General features: G+C 55.2%; 17 protein-coding genes. 13 read left to right on the forward strand and 4 right to left on the reverse strand.

Annotation, left to right across the window (positions count from 1 at the left end):
- The first annotated feature begins 111 nt into the window (after nucleotides 1-111).
- From ACT3TR_RS06300 to ACT3TR_RS06325, 6 genes are all read left to right on the forward strand, one after another.
- Nucleotides 112-1170, forward strand: a complete 1059-nt coding sequence (locus ACT3TR_RS06300; RefSeq protein ID WP_444624969.1) for a FecCD family ABC transporter permease — start codon at nucleotides 112-114, stop codon at nucleotides 1168-1170.
- A complete protein-coding gene (locus ACT3TR_RS06305) occupies nucleotides 1167-1952 on the forward strand; it encodes an ABC transporter ATP-binding protein (protein WP_096277632.1) in 786 nt (261 codons plus the stop codon). The genes ACT3TR_RS06300 and ACT3TR_RS06305 overlap by 4 nt, the downstream gene beginning before the upstream one ends.
- Nucleotides 1952-3145 (forward strand): ABC transporter substrate-binding protein, encoded by a 1194-nt coding sequence (locus tag ACT3TR_RS06310; protein ID WP_444624968.1) that lies wholly within the window; start codon nucleotides 1952-1954, stop codon nucleotides 3143-3145. The genes ACT3TR_RS06305 and ACT3TR_RS06310 overlap by 1 nt, the downstream gene beginning before the upstream one ends.
- A gap of 46 nt (nucleotides 3146-3191) precedes the next feature.
- Nucleotides 3192-5330 carry a TonB-dependent siderophore receptor gene (locus tag ACT3TR_RS06315; RefSeq protein ID WP_444624967.1) on the forward strand — a complete coding sequence of 713 codons (2139 nt, stop codon included), beginning with the start codon at nucleotides 3192-3194 and terminating at the stop codon, nucleotides 5328-5330.
- Nucleotides 5331-5462: 132 nt separating this feature from the next.
- On the forward strand, nucleotides 5463-6683 hold the full coding sequence (hpxO, locus tag ACT3TR_RS06320; protein ID WP_444624966.1) for an FAD-dependent urate hydroxylase HpxO: 1221 nt from the start codon (nucleotides 5463-5465) through the stop codon (nucleotides 6681-6683).
- Nucleotides 6684-6781: 98 nt separating this feature from the next.
- Nucleotides 6782-7408 carry a LysE family translocator gene (locus ACT3TR_RS06325; RefSeq protein ID WP_444624965.1) on the forward strand — a complete coding sequence of 209 codons (627 nt, stop codon included), beginning with the start codon at nucleotides 6782-6784 and terminating at the stop codon, nucleotides 7406-7408.
- A 14-nt stretch (nucleotides 7409-7422) separates the two neighbouring features.
- Here the strand turns inward: ACT3TR_RS06325 and ACT3TR_RS06330 are convergent, their stop codons facing one another.
- From ACT3TR_RS06330 to ACT3TR_RS06340, 3 genes are all read right to left on the reverse strand, one after another.
- Nucleotides 7423-8043, reverse strand: a complete 621-nt coding sequence (locus ACT3TR_RS06330; protein WP_235040560.1) for a TetR/AcrR family transcriptional regulator — start codon at nucleotides 8041-8043, stop codon at nucleotides 7423-7425.
- A 91-nt stretch (nucleotides 8044-8134) separates the two neighbouring features.
- Nucleotides 8135-9631, reverse strand: a complete 1497-nt coding sequence (locus tag ACT3TR_RS06335) for a CoA-acylating methylmalonate-semialdehyde dehydrogenase (protein ID WP_444624964.1) — start codon at nucleotides 9629-9631, stop codon at nucleotides 8135-8137.
- A gap of 36 nt (nucleotides 9632-9667) precedes the next feature.
- Nucleotides 9668-11065, reverse strand: coding sequence for an aspartate aminotransferase family protein (locus ACT3TR_RS06340; protein WP_444625064.1), 1398 nt, complete (start codon nucleotides 11063-11065; stop codon nucleotides 9668-9670).
- 566 nt (nucleotides 11066-11631) lie between these two features.
- On the opposite strand from ACT3TR_RS06340, the gene ACT3TR_RS06345 reads away from it, so the two are divergent.
- From ACT3TR_RS06345 to ACT3TR_RS06360, 4 genes are read left to right on the forward strand one after another with little or no spacing between them, the layout of a single operon-like run.
- Nucleotides 11632-13155, forward strand: coding sequence for a sodium:solute symporter family protein (locus ACT3TR_RS06345; RefSeq protein ID WP_441685164.1), 1524 nt, complete (start codon nucleotides 11632-11634; stop codon nucleotides 13153-13155).
- An 11-nt stretch (nucleotides 13156-13166) separates the two neighbouring features.
- Complete coding sequence (locus ACT3TR_RS06350) at nucleotides 13167-14018, forward strand: FadR/GntR family transcriptional regulator (protein ID WP_444624963.1); 852 nt, start codon at nucleotides 13167-13169, stop codon at nucleotides 14016-14018.
- Nucleotides 14019-14048: 30 nt separating this feature from the next.
- Complete coding sequence (locus ACT3TR_RS06355; protein WP_444624962.1) at nucleotides 14049-15323, forward strand: Zn-dependent hydrolase; 1275 nt, start codon at nucleotides 14049-14051, stop codon at nucleotides 15321-15323.
- A gap of 2 nt (nucleotides 15324-15325) precedes the next feature.
- On the forward strand, nucleotides 15326-16726 hold the full coding sequence (locus ACT3TR_RS06360; RefSeq protein WP_444624961.1) for an amidase: 1401 nt from the start codon (nucleotides 15326-15328) through the stop codon (nucleotides 16724-16726).
- On the opposite strand, the gene ACT3TR_RS06365 is transcribed toward ACT3TR_RS06360, so the two are convergent.
- Nucleotides 16721-17023: an antibiotic biosynthesis monooxygenase family protein gene (locus ACT3TR_RS06365; protein WP_444624960.1), complete on the reverse strand. Its 303-nt coding sequence runs from the start codon at nucleotides 17021-17023 to the stop codon at nucleotides 16721-16723. The two genes, ACT3TR_RS06360 and ACT3TR_RS06365, sit on opposite strands and share 6 nt — an antisense overlap.
- A 123-nt stretch (nucleotides 17024-17146) precedes the next feature.
- On the opposite strand from ACT3TR_RS06365, the gene ACT3TR_RS06370 reads away from it, so the two are divergent.
- From ACT3TR_RS06370 to ACT3TR_RS06380, 3 genes are all read left to right on the forward strand, one after another.
- Nucleotides 17147-18721, forward strand: a complete 1575-nt coding sequence (locus tag ACT3TR_RS06370) for a deoxyribodipyrimidine photo-lyase/cryptochrome family protein (protein WP_444624959.1) — start codon at nucleotides 17147-17149, stop codon at nucleotides 18719-18721.
- A 211-nt stretch (nucleotides 18722-18932) separates the two neighbouring features.
- Nucleotides 18933-19184 carry a type II toxin-antitoxin system Phd/YefM family antitoxin gene (locus ACT3TR_RS06375; protein ID WP_444624958.1) on the forward strand — a complete coding sequence of 84 codons (252 nt, stop codon included), beginning with the start codon at nucleotides 18933-18935 and terminating at the stop codon, nucleotides 19182-19184.
- A complete protein-coding gene (locus tag ACT3TR_RS06380) occupies nucleotides 19181-19435 on the forward strand; it encodes a Txe/YoeB family addiction module toxin (RefSeq protein ID WP_444624957.1) in 255 nt (84 codons plus the stop codon). The genes ACT3TR_RS06375 and ACT3TR_RS06380 overlap by 4 nt, the downstream gene beginning before the upstream one ends.
- The last annotated feature ends 5 nt before the right edge of the window (nucleotides 19436-19440 follow it).

Here is a 19440-nt window from a genome sequence, read left to right on the forward strand (position 1 = left end):
GCGGTTGACAAAGCTACGACTAAAGGATGAAAATACAATCACGAATGAGTTTTAGTCGCAAATAAGACTAATCCTGATAACTTTTCGCTCTCACCTGGAAACACCTTCACAATGCCCGCGTCTTCGCCGCTTGCTGCTCCGTTGGCATCCACCTATCGGCGCTTCATTGTTACCCGTTTGCTGATTGTCGCGGGTTTAGCCATAGCGTTAGCGATATCGCTGCTCGCTGATATTGCCAGTGGTCCTGCGAATATTTCAGTGACTGATTTAATCGCACTGCTATTGGATCCTCATGCTCAAGGGCCGATTCAGCAAGCCATTGTTTGGGAAATCCGCCTCCCTGCCGCACTCATGGCAGTGCTGGTAGGCGCAACGCTGGGGCTGGCAGGGGCAGAAATGCAAACGGTGCTGAATAACCCGCTGGCCAGCCCGTTCACGCTGGGCGTTGGTGCGGCGGCCACCTTAGGCGCTTCGCTGGTCATTGTTTTCAATCTCACCTTGTTTGGTTTAAACGCCCACTACGCCACCGCTTTAATGGCATTTATGTTTGCGGCGGCGTCGATGCTGACTATCAATGCCTTATCTCGTCTCTACGGCGCCAGCCGTGAGATTATTGTGTTATTCGGCATTGCGTTGGTATTTGTACTCAACGCGCTGGTGGCACTTTTGCAGCTCATCGCTAGTCCCGATGCGCTACAGCAATTAGTGTTCTGGACGATGGGCAGCCTCTCACGCGCCTCTTGGGACACGGTGGCCATCGTGGCAGTGGTATTAGCCATTTGTATGCCTTTCTCGTTGCGCAGCGCCTGGGCAATGACGGCACTGCGCTCGGGTGATGAACATGCGCGCAGCTTCGGGATTGCGGTTGAGCGTTTGCGACTTATCTCGCTACTTAGAGTGAGCCTGCTCGCCGCTGCAGCAGTCGCGTTTGTGGGCACCATTGGCTTTATTGGGCTAGTCGGCCCGCATATGGCACGCCTGGCATTGGGTGAAGATCATCGCTTTTACTTACCGGGCAGCGCCTTGGCGGGGGCGCTGGTGCTATCGCTCGCGTCGATCGCCAGTAAAACGCTGGTCGATGGGCTGGTGCTGCCTGTGGGCCTGGTGACCTCACTGGTAGGCATCCCCTTCTTTATGGCGTTAATCATGCTGCAGGGGCGCGCGCGATGAAAGCAGGCTTTACGCTCAGCAACGTCACGACCGGCTACCGCAAACGGCGCGTTTTCGAGCAGCTAAGCTTGCCCACACTGCCACCCGGTTCACTGGTCGCAGTGTTGGGGCCCAATGCGGTGGGTAAATCGACCCTGTTAAAAGCCATCGCGGGCTTACAGCCAGCCAGCGGACGTATGCAGCTTAATGATATCGACCTCACCACCCTCAGTGGCGCCGCGCGGATGCGTCATGTGGGCTATCTACCGCAAACGCTCCCTCAGGCCACCACGTTAGTGGCCTACGAAGCGGTACTGAGCGCTTGTCGTGCCGTGCGCCCCGACCTAAGCCGTACAGAGATAGACACGTTAATCGAGCGCGTTTTCGATGCACTGGCCATTCGCCCGTTAGCGTTGCGCCCGTTGAGTGAGCTCTCCGGCGGGCAGCGTCAGATGGTTGGCCTAGCTCAGGCGATCGCCCGCCAGCCCGCACTATTACTACTGGATGAGCCCACCAGCGCGCTAGATTTGCGCTGGCAGCTGGCGCTGATTGATACCGTGCGCTCGGTAATAGCGGAGCGTCAGGCGGTCTGCCTAATGGCTATCCACGATATCAACCTCGCCCTACGCTTTTGTGATCAAGTGCTGCTATTTGGTAACGGGGGGCTACTGGCTGCAGGCGATCCTCACGAGGTGATCACCCCCGACGTGCTGCACACCGCCTATGGGGTCGAGTCCCGGGTCGAGCGATGCTCGCTAGGGCGGCCACTTGTGCTCAGTGATCGCGTCAGCGAGCCATTGTGATGTTTATATCAACAACCACCATTTATGCTCATCCGATGCGCCGCTTGGCTATTAATGTGTTGTGCTGGATGAGCCTGTTAATCGCTGCCGCTTGCTGGGCAACCGATTCACAGGCGGGCGCGTCTAAAGACTTTCCTAAAACACTGACTGATCTTGCCGGGCGTCAGGTAACGCTTTCAGCACCGCCCACACGCTTGTTTCTTACCCAGCCACGCCAGCTTTATGCCTTGGCAACACTTCTAGATGACCCAACACCGCGCTTAGCGGGCTGGGCCTATCCGCTGGCCGTATTTGACCCCGCCATGGCTCAACGGTTTCTCACCCAGTGGCCTGCGCTTGATCAACTGCCCGCTCTTTCAAGCACGCCGACACCCCAACTCGATAGCGAAGCGCTGCTTAATCTGGCCCCAGACTTAGTACTGCTTGATCTCGCGCGCGCTAGTAACTTCGAAGGCTCTCCGCTGGCGCAGCTACTGGACGAGCTAGGTATTGCCTATCTTTTTATCGACTTTAACCGCCACCCGCTGGAGAACACGCCCAAAAGCCTTGCGCTTTTAGGCGAGGCCTTGAACGCGATGCCTCGAGCTAGCGCAATGATTGCCCTAATTGAACAACGCTTGGCGCGTATCGACCAGGGCTTGGCAGACTTGAAGCTGGCGGAACAGCCCGCCGATGCCCCAACCGTCCTAATCAATGTCGCCCCTGGGGTGAAAGTTGACTGCTGCCGTACCAATCTACGTAACGGGCTAGCCGACCTAGTGGCCCGGGCAGGTGGCGATAATCTCGCCGATGCATTAATCCCCGGCGCATCGGCAACGCTGAGCAATGAATGGGTGCTCAGCCACCCACCCGACGTCATCCTCAATACCGCGGGACAGTGGACAGCGGGCGATGGTGTGCGCGTTGGACTTGATATCAGTGCTGATGATATTAGCCAGGATTTGCGGCATCTGAGCCAATCGCTTCCCGGCTGGGAGCATCTTAACGCCGTTCAGAATGGACAGTTTTATGCGCTATGGCATGGTTTTCATCAGGGTCCTTTCGCCATTGTAGCGCTCGAACGTATCGTCCAATGGCTCTATCCCGAACACTTCACTGACCTTGATCCGGCCGCCACCTTCAATGCCCTACTACCTATCACGCCAGCGCTAAGTCACGAAGATCACTTTTGGGGCGCACTCAACGCTCCATAATCCTTGGCCCACTCCCCCTCTGACAATAACAGGATCTGTATCGACCATGCTGCGCTCCCGAACCTTTGCATTGTTTTCGCCACTGCTACTGCTGAACCCACTGCCCGATGTCTATGCACAACAGACCCAGGCACAACAGGTCTACGAACAGCAGGCCAACGAGACCGCGCCAAAAACACTGATCGTCACCTCAGATCGGCTCACTGACGTGGCTCCGCGGAGCTATCGTGCCCAGCGCTCAAGCCTTGCCAGCAAACAGCCGGTGTCGTTTTTAGAAGAGGCCCGCGCCGTGGAGACCGTCACCGCCCAGGTGATGGCCGACCATGATATCGACAGCTTGGACGAAGCAATGGCGATGGTTGCAGGGGTGACCGCAGGCAATAACATGGGGGGCACCGAGGATGGCTATATTAAACGCGGCTTCGGCAGCAACAGCGATGGTTCGATTCTGATCGATGGCATTCGCCAACCGCGCGGCACCTTCTCAATGGCAACGGTGGATCATGTCGAAGTACTCAAGGGGCCTGCCTCGCTATTTCAAGGCCAGCAGGATCCTGGCGGGGTGATCAACCTGGTCACCAAACGGCCTGAGTACGAGTGGCAGCGCGAAATCAGCGCCGAAGCCACCTCCTTGGGTGGCGGCAATGCCAGCGTGGATGTCACCGGGCCAATTGCCGATACCGGCCTGGCCTTCCGATTTATCGTCCATCATGAAGATGAAGACTCCGCGCGCGTTTTTGGTCATGATCGACGCACGATTATTGCCCCTTCGCTGCGCTGGGAAGGCCGCGAAAGTCGCGCACAAATCTCCTATGAGTATCGCGACTACGACTTGGATCTAGATCGCGGCACGGTAATGATTGATGGTGAACCTGCCAAGGTACCTAGTGACCGCCGTTTCGACGAATCCTGGTCGCGGGTTTTCGGTCACGACGAAGCCGTCACCGCCTGGTGGGAACAGGATATTAACAACGACTGGTCAACACGGCTCACCTACGGCTGGAACCGCCGGCAGTACAGCGATGGCCAACCGCGAGTACTAAGCGTTAACGAGCAGAGCGGTGCATTAACACGTCGTGCCGATGCCAATATCGGCTTTGACCGCCGCGTACAGTACACCGCCTGGGATACTAGCGGCACCGCCTCTGTGGCAGGCATGCGCCACGACCTTACCGTAGGAATTGACCACGAACGTCGCCGCGACTATCTGGCCGAGGTGTACCGCGGCTCGTCGGTGACTGATCAAAATATTTACGCTATGAGCTACGGCGGCCTGACGCTGGATAGCGACAGCCTTAACACCTCGCGAAGCAATCGCTTGGATGAGGTTAATACGACCGGCATTTATCTTAATGACCGCTGGCACTTCAACGACCGCTGGACGCTGGGGCTAGGCGGGCGCTATACCCACTACGAGCAGTTTTCCGGCGGTGGTCAGGACTTCATTACCGAGACGGATACCAGCGACGATATTTTCTTGCCATCAATCAATCTGCTGCATCGCCTGACCTCGGATACGTCCGTTTATGCCAGCTACAGCGAAGCGTTTGTGCCCAATGGTGCCGACAGCGATACCGGACAAGCGCTGGCCCCTGAACACAGCATGGGTAGCGAAATCGGTGTGAAGCACCTATGGAACGACCAGTTCTCGTTGGCCGTTGCGCTGTTCGATATCCGCAAGGAGAATGTTGCCGTCTCCGACAACGGTGTGACCCGCACGGTAGGCGAAGCGGGTTCACGGGGGGTGGAGCTAACGGTTTCCGGCCAGTTGACCGATCAGCTTGCACTATTAGGCGCTTACGCCTATACCGACACCGAAGTACTCAAAGACACGGAAGATACCCAGGGCAACCGGCTGACCAACGCCGCACGCCATACCGCCAGCCTCTACTTGGCACACGACTTAACAACCGCGCCAGGACTGGGCAACTGGCGCTTAGGTGGCGGGGTTCGCTATGTGGGTGAGCGCGAAGGCGATGCTGACAACAGCTTTCAATTAGATGCCTACACCGTCGCTGACGCGTTTATCGGCTGGGACACCCCTTGGCTGGGCGACACCCTCCACCTGCAGCTCAATGCCAAGAATCTGTTCGACACCACTTACTACCCTTCAAGCGGTGGCAACACACGGGTAGTGGTCGGCGACCCCCTGGAAGTCAGCCTACAGGCATCGGTTAGGTTTTGAAGCCTGGGTAAATAACGGCTGACTTGGCACTATGATTGCTTATACATTAAGGTTTAACGCTGTATACAGTTAGCGGTAACAGCTGATATGACGTGTTAGCCGTTGTGCCTTCCCATTTTCAAGGAGCTCGCTATGTCCCGCCCTCTGACTACGCCTCTCAATATTCTCGTTATCGGCGCGGGCATTGGCGGGCTGAGCACCGCTCTCGCTTTCCAGCGGCAAGGGCATCAGGTCACGGTGGTGGAGCGCGTAGCAACGATGCGTCCAGTAGGCGCGGCGCTCTCGATATGGTCTAACGGCGTGAAAGTCATGCATCAACTGGGCCTTGGTAACGCCATTGAAGGCTTAAGTGGCAGCATCACCCAGATGCGCTATCTGACGCATGACGGTCAACTCTTAACCGATTTTAGCCTGGTGCCGCTATTTGAAGAGATTGAGCAGCGTGCATGCCCTATTTCCCGCGCCGCCCTACAACAAATGCTGCTAGATGCGGTAGGCACCGAGCATGTGCAGTTTGGCCGCCGCTGTCATGATTACACGCTAACGCAAGACGGTGTATCTGCGCATTTTGACGATGGTGAAAGCCTGCACGCCGACTTATTAGTCGTCGCCGAAGGTACTCATTCAAAGCTACGCGGTAAGGTCGTGGGGCATCCCGTTGAGCGCCAATACGTGGGTTATGTGAACTGGAATGTACGCGTTCCCGTTGATGATGCCTTGGCACCGCAGAGTCACTGGGATCAATATGTCGGCGACGCAAAGCGTGTCTCGTTTATGCCCATGGGCAACGGGGGCAATGCCGAAGGCGCGCAGGAATTCTATTGCTTTCTTGATGTACCGCTTCCCGCTGGCACCACCAACGACCCCAGCCACTATCGCGATGAATTACGCGCACACTTTGCAGGCTGGGCTGCGCCGGTGCAGGCACTTATTGAACGCTTCGACCCTGCGCGCATGGCGCGTGTGGAAATCTACGATATCCCTCCGCTTGACTCACTGACCGCACCGCGTGTTGCCCTTCTGGGTGATGCTGCTCATGGCATGGCACCCGACCTTGGCCAAGGCGGCTGTCAAGCGATGGAAGACGCCTGGGTACTGGCTCAAGTCGTGCAACGAGCACTTGAAGAACATACCGACACCTCATCTGCCATTGCCAGCGCCTTGACGCAGTACGACGCGCAACGCGTTAGCCGAGTGGGAGAGATCGTCCAGCGCGCCCGTAAGCGCGCGGAAATGATTCATGGCCACGACGACGCCCAAACGCAAGCCTGGTACGACGAACTCAAGCACGAGGATGGTCAAGCCATTCTTAAAGGGTTGAAGACAACGGTTACCAGCGGGCCACTTGGCTAGTGCAATGCTAACGTTCAATAGGTGCTGGCTTGCCATCAGCGCTTAGATAGGTACCGGTCGTCTGACTAACCGGCTTTATCCTCTTAGGAGATATACCCATGCCACTTTCTACCTGGCTGCTGTTTGTTGCCATGGCGCTGGTCAGCATTGCGAGCCCTGGGCCCGCTTTTTTAGTCGCGGTGCGTAATGGCATAGCCGGTGGAACAAAGCGCGTGGCGCTTTCCTCGTTGGGCAATATTATCGGCCTGCTAATACTCGCGAGCGCCGCGGTATTGGGTTTAGGCGTGATATTAAATGCCTCAGAAACGCTGTTTAGTCTGTTGAAATTTGGCGGCTCTGCTTACTTAATATACTTAGGCATTCGCCAGTGGCGTAGCCAACGCTCACTGGCGGTACCATCCACCGCTGCCAAGCCCATTCCTCACTGGCGCATTTTCAGCGAAGGCCTGCTGGTCGCCATGAGCAACCCAAAAGCGATCCTGTTTTTCACCGCTTTGTTTCCACAGTTCTTAGATACACAGCGCGCACTGCTTCCACAATTTTCCATGATGGTAGGCACCTTTATGGTGCTTTCATTCGCCACCTTAATGGCCTACGGCGGGCTCGCGAAACATCTCACTCGCTGGCTGAGCAATACGCGCCGCGTAAAGTGGGTCAATCGCATCATGGGCAGTGCTTTTATCGGTTTAGGCGTATCGATTTTACGTATGCGCCAGCCCATCTAATCGCTGGCCAATGCTCATACCGTCAGCCCAATCCCTCTTAAAATCATCGTGGTCACTGACTGCACGGCTTTTTCAAACTGCAGGTCGTCTAGCGGTTGGTCATCGTTGAGTAGGTAGATTTGGTAGTCAAAGTCAGCGTAGTGCTGGGTGGACGCCCAGATCATATAGAGTAGATAGGAAGGCTCGACAGGATGGATCTGGCCTGACGCGACCCACTCACTAATTTTCGACTCTTTGAGCTTTGCCCATTCGTAAAGGTTGTCGCGCAGGCGCTCTTTAAGGATCGGTGCGCCCTGCATGACTTCGGCCGCCCATACTTTGGAGCCGTGGGCGCGATTGCGGGAGTGGGTCATTTTGGCGCGAATGTAAGTTGAAAGCACCACGCGAGGATCATCGTAGAGTTCAAAGCAGAGCGCGTCCTGCTTCCATATTTCCAGCAGCTCTAGCAATACCTCCTGGTAGAGCGCTTTTTTAGTGGCGAAGTAGTAGTGCACGTTGGACTTGGGAATATCAGCCAGCTGTGCGATTTCTCCCATGGAGGCACCGGCATAGCCTTTTTCAGCGAACAGTTGTTCCGCGGCCTGGAGAATCTTCTTAACGTTGGTCTGGCGAATTTCGTCCTGGGTTCTTGCCACGCTGCACTCGTCCCTTACGTCGAAGATAGGCACAAAAAAGCACCGCCGGAGAGCGGCGGTGCTGAGAAGATCTCCTATTTACGCTATAACGTCAACTCTGATTGGCGGGGAATGAGAACTCCGCTCGCGTCGCTTCGCTAACGGAAGGCCAGCGTTGAGAAACGGCTTTTCGACGCGTGTAAAAGCGTACTGAGTCAGGCCCATAGGCGTGAAGATCGCCAAATAGCGAGCGCTTCCAGCCACCAAAGCTATGGTAAGCCACCGGTACAGGCAGCGGGACGTTAACACCGACCATGCCCACCTCAATACCGTCGGTGAAGCGTCGTGCGGCTTCACCGTCGCGGGTAAACAGGCAGGTACCGTTGCCGTATTCATGGTCATTAATTAGCTGCATGGCATCATCTAGGCTACCGACCCGCATGACGCAAAGCACTGGCCCGAAGATCTCTTCCTGATAAATACGCATATCAGCCGTGACATTATCGAACAGGCAGCCGCCAACAAAATATCCCTGTTCATGGCCTGATATCGTTAGGTCACGCCCATCGGCTACCAGCGTTGCACCTGATTTTACGCCATCTTCAATAAAGCCCAGTACTTTATCGCGGTGCTCGGCGGTCACTAGCGGGCCCATATCCAGCCCTTTCTCAGTGCCGGGACCTATCTTCAGCTGCGCGATTTTTGGCAGCATGGTTTCGACCAAACGATGAGCCGTTTCATCACCAACACATACGGCAACTGAGATCGCCATGCAACGCTCGCCGCAGCTACCGTAAGCCGCACCCATTAGTGTATTAGCGGCGTTTTCCAAATCGGCATCGGGCAACACGACGGCATGGTTTTTCGCACCGCCCAGCGCTTGAACGCGTTTACCAGCGGCCGCGCCACGGGTGTAAATAGCCTCAGCCACCGGCGTCGAACCCACAAACGAAATAGCCTTCACGGCCTTGGCATCCAACAGCGTTTCCACCGCTTCGCGACCACCGTGAATCACGCTCATCACGCCTTTCGGTAGCCCGGCTTCTTGAAGCAGCTCAGCCACGGCCATTGAGGAAGATGGGTCTTTTTCCGACGGCTTGAGAATGAAGCAGTTGCCACAGGCAATTGCCATCGGATACATCCATAGCGGCACCATAGCCGGGAAGTTAAACGGGGTGATACCTGCAACGACGCCCAGCGGTTGGAAATTAGACCACGCATCAATGCCAGGCCCTGCGTTGTGGGAATACTCACCCTTTAACAGTTCAGGCACGCCACAGGCATACTCAACGTTTTCAATGCCACGTTTAAGCTCACCCATAGCGTCTTCTGGCGTTTTGCCATGCTCTTCGCTGACCAGCTGCACGATGCGGTCAGCGTGCTCTTCGAGCAGTTGCTTAAAGCGGTACATAACTTGCGCGCGCTTGGCCGGTGGCGTATCTCGCCAGGCGGGAAACGCTGCCTGAGCGGCATCAATGGCCTTTTCAACATCGGCCGCAGAGGCATCAGACACTTGGCGAATGACAGCTCCCGTTGAGGGATTGGTAACATCCAGCGTGCGCTGGCCCTTCACTAACTCACCGTTGATCAGGTGGGAAATAACGCTCATTTTTATACTCCGAAACCGGTTTTATCAGAAAATAGGCTATGCCAATGAATCAAGGGTGGTCGCAACGGCGTCGAACAGGCGCTCTAACTCGGCATCGGTGGTGCCAAAGGGAGGGCCAAATTGCAGCGTATCGCCGCCATAACGTACGTAAAAGCCTGCTTTCCAAAGTGCCATATGTGCATCGCGTGGTCGAATCGTTGGGTCGCCGTCACGAGGCGTTAACTGGATCGCCCCGGCTAAGCCGTAATTGCGGATATCCACGACGTGGTTGCGGCCCTTGAGAGCATGCAACTTCTCTTCGAAGCGCGGCGCAATGGCGCTAACCTGGGCGGGGAAATTTTCGCGCTCCATTAATTCAAGCGCCGCCAGCCCTGCGGCACAGGCCACCGGGTGAGCGCTATAGGTGTAGCCATGCGTAAACTCAACGGCATGCTGGGGCCCACCAATGTGCATAAAGGTGTCAAAAATCTCGCGCGATGCAATCACTGCGCCCATGGGTACAGCGCCATTAGTGATCTGCTTGGCAACGTTCATGATATCTGGCGTCACGCCAAACGCCTGGGCACCGGTGGTCGCACCGCTACGCCCAAAGGCGGTAATCACTTCGTCAAAAATCAGCAGAATATCGTTAGCGGTGCAGATTTCGCGCAAACGATCCAAGTAGCCTTTGGGTGGCACAATCACACCCGCCGAGCCAGACATTGGCTCAACAATCACAGCCGCAATTGTCGAGGCATCGTGTAGGGCTATTTGATCGAGCAGCGCATCGGCAAGCTCAGCCCCCGTTTCTGCCTGGCCACGGGTGTAAGCGTGGCCCGCTTGAAGCGTGTGCGGCAGATGCGTGACATCCATCAACTGGCCGTAATGCTTACGATTGCCACCGATACCGCCAAGGCTTGTGCCACCGATATTGACGCCGTGATAGCCCTTCGCTCGGCCAATCAGGCGCGTTTTCTCAGGCTTACCTTTAAGCCGCCAATAGGCTTTGGCCATCTTGACCGAGGTATCGGCCGCCTCGGAGCCTGAGTTGGTAAAAAATACATGATCAAGCCCAGTAGGCATAAGGCTGGCGACCTTTTCCGCTAACTTAAACGCCAGCGGGTGGCCAAGTTGAAAGCCTGGGGCAAAGTCGAGAGTGCCTAGCTGTGCCGCGACGGCTTTTTGAATTTCTTCACGATTGTGGCCTGCGCCGCAGGTCCATAGCCCTGACAGCGAATCGAATAATTTGCGGCCTTGGTCATCAATGTAATAGCGCCCTTCCGCCCCCGTGATCATGCGTGGGTTAGCGTGAAAATCACGATTAGCGCTGAACGGCATCCAGAAATGCTGATTAAGCGCACTGTTTGAGGCGCCCTGCTCTGACGGGAGTTCTGAAGAAAGTTCTGAAGAGTGCTCTGAAGTTTGCGGTGTCGTTTTGCTTTTTATTCCAAACATGGTGTCCAGCTCCATCGCGTTAAAACGTTGCATCAGGATGCGCCACTGAACATGTTTATAAAATTACGCTTTCCTGTTGTTCACGTTAGGGAATCCATACGTAACATGGCTTTTTGATTATCGATCAATCCTTGACGTAGCTTTGAAAACCATCTAATCATTATATTTATACTAATAAATACAACAGATCCTAGGAACACGCCCAATCAGCACTCAGCCGTTAGTCATACCGTTTTAAACGTGACTGCTAGCGTCCGTTTGCCGGCCAAACAGCTCACATATCAAACATAAACCAAGGGCTAACTTGTTATGAAATTCTTGACTCCATTAAAGATTTCGCTCTATGGCAGTATGATTTTAAGTTTTTTAATGCTGGAAAGTCCGGCCATTATGCTCGCCAATCGGATAGAACCGATGGTGTTCGGCATCCCCTTTCTTATTGTATGGAATCTGTTTTGGTGGTTTGTGTTAACGGCGCTGTTTTTACTAGCGTATTTAACTAACTGGGGTAGCCCAGTACGGGCGACTGTAAATACCACTAAACAGCCAAACTAAGGGGATAAAGCATGACCGGTAGCTTATTAATTATCGCAGCCTTTATGATTATCCCCTTGATAGTAGGGATTTTATCCGCACGTCAGTCGCAAGAGACCAGTGAAGACTTTTTCGTTCAAGGGCGAGCCATGGGGAGCATCGCGGTGTTCTTCACCGTCGCAGCGACGTGGTGGAGTGCCTTCGCTTTCCTGGGGTCAAACGCCACCTTCTACACTAACGGCCCAGTGTTTCTTACGGCGTTAGCCTGGAACTTACTATTTGGCTTTATGTATTATTGGATAGGCAAGCGCGTCTGGTTTTTAGGTAAAAGATTCAACTATTTAACACCTTCCGATTTAATCGGTGATTTTTACAATAGCGAAGCGCTTCGTATTTCTGTTGCCGCCATTACGCTTATCTTCACCGTCCCTTATTTACAAATACAGCTCACTGGCGGCGCTTATTTAATCGAAGTAGCTTCCGGCGGGTTGATTCCTTTTTGGCTAGCAGCACTGCTGTTCTATTTCATTATTATCATTTACGTATGGATTGGCGGCATTCGCGCTATCGCCTGGACTGATGTGATTTATGGCGCATTACTTTTCTTCGGCATGATGTACGCGGGCTACTACATATCCACTCAAGTGGGGGGTCCAACCGCGCTCTTTAGCCAGCTCCAGCAAACATCTCCCGAGCACCTAACCATGCCTGGGCCTAATGGCACGATGGGCTACCCTATGTGGTTCTCACTCTTCGCTATTACCGCTATCGGTGCCTTTATGGGACCGCAAATTTGGCTACGGATGTATTCGGTCAAACACGGCAAACTATTTAACTTAATGCCCTTCCTACTGGGCTTGGCAGCCTTCGCTTACGTGGGCTCGGTGCTATCCGGCTACTCCGGCGTACTGCTTGAACCCAATGTGGAAAACCCCGACCAAATTCTGCCTATTATGCTGATGGAGTATGCCCCCTACCTGCTTGCATCACTGATTATGGCGGCCGGTGCTTCTGCTGCGATGTCCACGGCTAACTCGCAGATTCACGCGGTCTCCACCGTGGTGACGATGGACATCTATAAGCGTTATGTGAATCGTGAAGCAAGCCAGGCACGTATCATTTATATCGGCCGTCTTTCATTAGTGGGCTTCTCCCTTGCGGCTTATATCATGGCGCTTACCGTGCCGGGTGTACTGGTCACTATCGGTATTGCTGCACTCGCGGGCACAGCCCAACTGGTGATTCCGACTATCGGCGCTATCTCGTGGAAAAAAGCCCACCCGACGGCTGCGCTTGCTGGATTATGGGCCGGTGTGGCCTGCGTACTACTTATGACCTTTGGGCCATTTAGCGCGCCGTTTGGCTACCATGCGGGCATCTGGGGGCTATTGCTGAACGCCGCCCTGTTTATAGGCCTAAGCCATGCGCTGCATCGTCGCGATACCGCGGTCGTGGAGCGCTTTACCCACGCTCGCTACGACTATGACGCGGAGTATCACCCCGAGCGTTTGCCTGTATATGACCAAGAAACGTTCAGCACCGCTAGCGACAAATAAGGAGTGTGCTGATGACTCAAGCCCCTGTTTCCAAGACAGTTTCAACAGCTAGTCCAGCCGTTAAACGGCGCCCTAAGCTCGCTGAGCTGATCAGCGATGATATCAAGCGCTGGATTGCCGTCGAGTCACTCGGGCAGGGTGATCGCCTGCCGAATGAAAAAGCCCTGATGGAGCTTTACGGCAGTGCCAAAGGCACCGTGCGCGAGGCGCTAAAAATTCTGGAAGTTGAGGGGCTAATCACCTTAAAAACCGGGCCTAAAGGCGGCGCGGTGATTAACCAGCCGGGCATGGAACCCGCCAGCCGCATGCTGCGTAACTTTCTGCATTTCCAACAGCTGGATGGCAGGCAGGTATATCAACTGCGCAAGCTATTGGAAGTAGAGCTGGCGGCGTCCGTTGTTGGCAGGCTGACGGAGACTGACTTACAGCAGCTGGAAGCCAACATGGCAGCCTGCGCTTGCTGTGGTGGTGAAGAGGATCACCGGCACCAGCGCTTTTTAGAGCTTGAGTTCCATCAGCTATTGGCCAAAGCCTGCCCTAATCCCCTACTGGCGTTTATGTGTCAGTTTCTAAACGACATGCTGCGTGACTTAGTGGTGATAAAAAAAGCGTATGTGCCGGAGCGAAAGCAGTTCGACCATGCCAATCAGGACTATCACCGCCAGTTGGTAGAAGCGTACCGCATGGGAGATAGCCTGCGTGTACGCCACATCATGGCCGAGCATATGGCCGATGCAGAAAGCCACATGAGCGCGCTGGAAGCAGAAATGGCCGCACAAATGTTGATCAGTGGGGACTTACTACATACCTATCATCATCGTTCCAAGCTACACGACTTACCATCGGCAAACGCTGCGCCCTAACGGTCCGTTTAACCTTGCGAGGAAGCCAAGATGAATACCTATGTAAAGCCAAGTACTGATGTATCCGAACTACGTACCAATAGCGACCGCCTGTGGCAGGCGTTGATGGAGATGGCAAAGCTAGGCGCCACAGCCAAAGGCGGCGTCAATCGTCAGGCGCTGACCGATTTGGAGCGACAGGGTCGAGACCTGTTTATTCAGTGGTGTCGTGCCGAGGGCTGTACTATTCGCATAGATAATATGGGTAATATCTTTGCCCACCGAGAAGGCAGCGACCCCACCGCAAAAACAGTTATGGCGGGTAGCCACCTGGATAGCCAGCCGACCGGCGGCAAATACGATGGATGCTTTGGCGTGCTCTCAGGCCTGGAAGTTATTCGCACTCTTAACGAGCACAAGATAGCGACGCAATCGGCCGTCGAAATCGTCGCATGGACGAACGAAGAAGGCTGCCGCTTCCCTCCCTGCATGATGGGCTCAGGCGTATTTACTGGCGAGCTTGAGTTTGATGCCATGATGGCCCGCACCGACGCTGATGGCGTAACCGTTAGCGATGCGCTAGACGCTATTCACTACCGCGGTAGCGATAGCGTTTCGCCAAGCGAGATAAAAGCCTACTTTGAACCGCACATTGAGCAAGGACCAATTCTCGAAGATACCGACACCACCATTGGCGTGGTTATCGGTGGATTAGGGCAGAAATGGTTCGATTTAACGCTGACCGGTCTTGAAGCCCACGCAGGACCTACGCCGATGAACCTGCGCCGGGATGCCATGATGGGGGCGGCGGAAGTGACCCAGGCACTCAACCGAATTGCCTTTGATCACCAACCTCACGGGCGCGGTACGGTGGGCTGTATGACACTGTACCCAGGATCGCGTAACGTGATTCCTGGCCAGGTCAAAATGACTCTTGATATGCGCCACTGGGAACCGGAAGCACTTATCACGATGAGCCAAGCGGTTGCCGCCGCCGTTGAAGATATTTGCCAACGCCATGGATTGGAGTACGAGTTAACACCTACGGCGGACTTCGCACCAGAGCACTTTAACCAAGAATGTGTGGATGCTGTTCGCCAAGCGGCCGAAAAGCTCAGCCTCTCGCACATGGATATCATCAGCGGTGCAGGCCACGATGCGATGTTTATCGGCCGTGTGGCCCCCGCCGCGATGATCTTTATTCCCTGCAAAGATGGCATTAGCCATAACGAGATCGAAAGCGCGACGCCTGAGCACGTACACGCAGGCTGTAACGTGCTACTGCACGCCATGCTTGAAGCAGCAGGTATTGAGGATGGTGAATAATCATGGCCGAGACCTTTGAAACACTAACGGCCATCCAGGCATTGGCCCGTTTCGGCGAGGGCTCGCTCTCGCCGGAGTCACTAGTCGAGGACTGCTTAGCGCGTATTGCCCGCGACAACCCTAAGGTCAATGCGTTTACCTGCGTTAATGATGTAGAGGCTCGACGCTTAGCCTTAGAATCGGCTCGGCGCTGGCAAGCAGGAACACCCTGCGGCCCGCTGGATGGCATCCCCATTACCATTAAAGATCTGACCTTAACCAAAGGCTTGCCTACACGCCTTGGGTCGACCACAACCTCTGCAGATGGCCCTTGGGAGGTAGATGCCCCGATCAGCCGCCACCTACGCAACGCCGGGGCCATCGTGATTGGCAAGACCACCTCTCCAGAGTTTGGCTGGAAAGGCGTCACCGATAATCCGCTGCATGGCATAACCCGCAACCCCTGGAACACAGCACTAACGCCGGGGGGATCATCAGGCGGCGCAGGGGCAGCCGCTGCGCTTAACCTTGGCCTGCTCCATCAGGGCAGCGATGCGGGCGGTTCTATCCGCATTCCGTGCAGCTTTACCGGCACGTTTGGTATTAAACCCACCTTCGGCTGGGTGCCTCAGTGGCCCGCCAGCACCATGAGTACGCTTTCTCATTTAGGCCCTATGACACGCACCGCCGCCGACAGCGCGCTTATGCTGAGCGTGATGGCGCAGCCCGATAATCGGGATGGTTATTCAGGCAACCCCAGAGGGCCAGACTGGCTTACGGCTGCCCCTGCGGATCTACGCGGTTGGCGTATCGCCTTTAGTGCCAACCTTGGCTATGTAGACGTAGCCCCAAATATTGCCCAGCGGGTTGAGGAAGCCGTCGCCCATTTAGAAGCATTGGGCGCGACGGTCGAGCGAATTGACCCTGGCTTTAGCGATCCGCTTAAGACGTTTAATACGCTCTGGTTTGCGGGAGCCACCCAAGCGCTAGAAAAACTCGATGAAAAGCAGCAGGCGGCACTCGACCCAGGGTTTCTGGATATCGCACGACGCGGGCAGGATGTGTCGCTTTCCGCCTACCTCGCCGCCCGGCGCGAGCGCAGCGAGTTAACGGGCCATATGGCGGCGTTTCACGAACAATATGATTTGCTGGTCACGCCGACAATGCCGATTGCACCGTTTGCAGCGGGCCACAACGTGCCACCGGGCGGCCACTATCGCGACTGGATGGACTGGACGCCGTTCAGCTACCCTTTCAATCTCACCCAGCAGCCCGCGGCATCCCTACCTTGCGGGCTGGATAGTCAAGGGCTGCCGGTAGGTTTGCATTTAGTGGCAGGCAAACATCAAGATCTCAAGGTGCTGCATGCCGCCCAGCTACTTGAGCGATACTTGCCGGTGCTGACTTCGCCATTAGCGTTATAGCACCACTTCATAACCCTCAAACTTAGGCGGGCCGAGGTAAATCCCTTCAGGCGCTTTAGCACCCGCGTGGGCCTTGCGAAATGCGTCTGACTGGGTCCACGCGCGGAAAGCCTCTTCGGATTCCCAAGCGGTATGAGAAATGAACACGGTATGGTCTTCCTGGCTTTCGCCGCGCAGCATGCTGAACTGCTGAAAGCCTGGCACTTCATCAAGGTGAGAATCACGGTTGCGCCATACCTCTAGAAAATCTTCTTCACGGCCTGGGGCAATACGAAAACGGTTCATGGCGATATACATTATTGCTCTCCTGTTGGACGGGACCTGCTCGATTGGTGACGCTCACAATAGCTTGATGGTAACGTCACAGGCAAATGGTGAATAGGCTTAGCGGCGGATAGCCCTCAACGGTCAGGCTCCAGTATGAGTAAGGCACGTGTTCAGGTCGTTTGGTTCAAACGCGATTTACGTCTTCATGATCACGCGCCGCTTTCTAACGCCGCCGCGGCTGGCCCCGTGCTGCCCGTATTTGCTATTGAGCCGGGGCAGTGGCAAGCGCCAGACAGCGCCCTGCGCCACTGGCAGTTTGCCGCTGACTCACTTATAGACCTTTCCAATGCCCTTGAAACACTGGGCCTGCCGCTGTGTATTTGGCAAGGCGATATGGTCGATTTACTGAACGCCCTGAAAACCCATTACGGCGAGTTTGTGCTTCATTCACATGAAGAAACCGGCAACGCCTGGAGCTTTGACCGCGACCTTAGCGTCAAGGCATGGTGCCAGCAGCACGGCACACCCTGGCATGAAGCACGCCAGCACGGCGTCGTGCGTGGTTTAAAATCCCGAGTAGATGACCGCAGTGCATGGGAAAAGCAGTGGGAAACGTTAATGACGGCGCCCACCGCCACTGCCCCGCAAAGCGCCCAGGCGGCTGAGAACTGGCAAGCCTTTCACCATATTGACGTCGAACAGCTTCACGATCTGACGCTAGGGTTTGATATCACGCCCTGCCCCGAGCGACAGCCAGGCGGTCGGAGCGAAGGCCGAGCAGTCTGGCGCAGCTTTATAAGCCAGCGCGGGCGGCGCTATCGCGGCTCACTTTCTAAACCGCTGCTGGCTTGGGAATTTGGCTCAAGGCTTTCGCCCCATTTGGCTTGGGGCACGCTCTCCATGCGCGAAGTGGTGCAGTCACTGCGACGCCAGCGCAAAAAGCATGCTGAAGACACCGCTTGGTCACGCTCGCTGCGCGCCTTCGCCTCCCGGCTCCACTGGCACTGCCACTTTATTCAAAAGCTCGAAAGCGAGCCAAGCATAGAGTCACAAACCCTGCACCCCGCGCTGCGCGGCCTGCGGGAGCGCGACCCTGAACACCCCAACCTGATCGCCTGGAAGCGCGGCCAAACCGGCGTGCCGTTAGTGGATGCCTGTATGCGCAGCCTGATCGCCACCGGTTGGATCAATTTTCGCATGCGCGCCATGCTGATCTCCCACGCCACCTTTGGCCTTGGGCTGCATTGGGTTGAGCCAGCATTGCACTTAGCGCGGCTATTTACCGACTTCGAGCCGGGCATTCACTACCCACAAGTACAAATGCAGGCAGGCGCCACCGGCACCAACGCGCTGCGGGTGTATAACCCCATCAAGCAGGCGGAGGATAACGACCCTACCGATGAGTTTGTCGCCCGCTGGGTGCCGGAATTAACGCCGCTGCCCCAGGAGTGGCGCGCCAAGCCCTGGGCGCTGCCGGAAAGCTTGCAAAAGCGGTTCGGCTTTCAGCCTGGCGTAAACTACCCAATCCCCAACGATTTTGAGGCCGAAGCACGCCACTGGAAGAAGACACTCTATGAGCTTCGCCGCACCCCAGATGCCAGAGAAGCCAGCCAAGCCATTGTGGATAAGCTCGCCAGCCAGCGGCGGCCCGCTCGGCGTGGTAAAAAAGCGAAGGCCGACAATCGACAGCAGCTTTCGCTGTTTGATGAGGGCGGGTTGGAGGAATAGGTAGCTGTTACGCTTAGCTATAACTCTATTTGTCGATCAGCACACCGGCCTAATATCTCTAAACCCACGTTCAACTCTTCAAACTAACGCAAAGCTTTGCGGCAATTTTGGAGCCGTGAAGCGGTGGAAATCAGTCGCCGTGCGGCCGATTGTTAAATCATTATGCGTACGGTATTATGTACATGAACAACATTTTGTACAGGATAAACCTATGGATGCCATTAGCTACACAGCCGCTAGAACCAACCTCGCAAAAACTATGGAGCAAGTCTGTGAAGACCATTCTCCGATGATCATCACACGGAGCAAGTCACAATCTGTGGTAATGATATCTCTTGATGACTATGAGGCGCTGCAAGAGACTGCATACCTTCTGCGCACACCAAAAAACGCCCGTCGTTTGTTGGAGTCCATTGACGAGCTAGAACAAGGTAGTGGTCATGAAAAGGAACTTCTTGAATGAAACTCATCTTCTCCGAGAACGCCTGGGAGGACTATCTGTACTGGCAGAAAACTGACAAAAAGATTCTGAACCGAATCAACAAACTGATAAAGGAGACCAAACGAGAACCGTTCGAGGGTGTTGGCAAACCGGAAGCCCTCAAACACAGCCTTGCTGGTTACTGGTCCCGCCGAATTAACGAAGAACACCGCATCGTTTATAAGGTCACGGATGACGCATTGCTCATTGCCCAGCTTCGGCACCACTACTGATTTAA

This window comes from Halomonas sp. AOP12-B1-6, from assembly GCF_052379225.1.
GTDB classification, from domain to species: Bacteria; Pseudomonadota; Gammaproteobacteria; order Pseudomonadales; family Halomonadaceae; genus Vreelandella; species Vreelandella casei.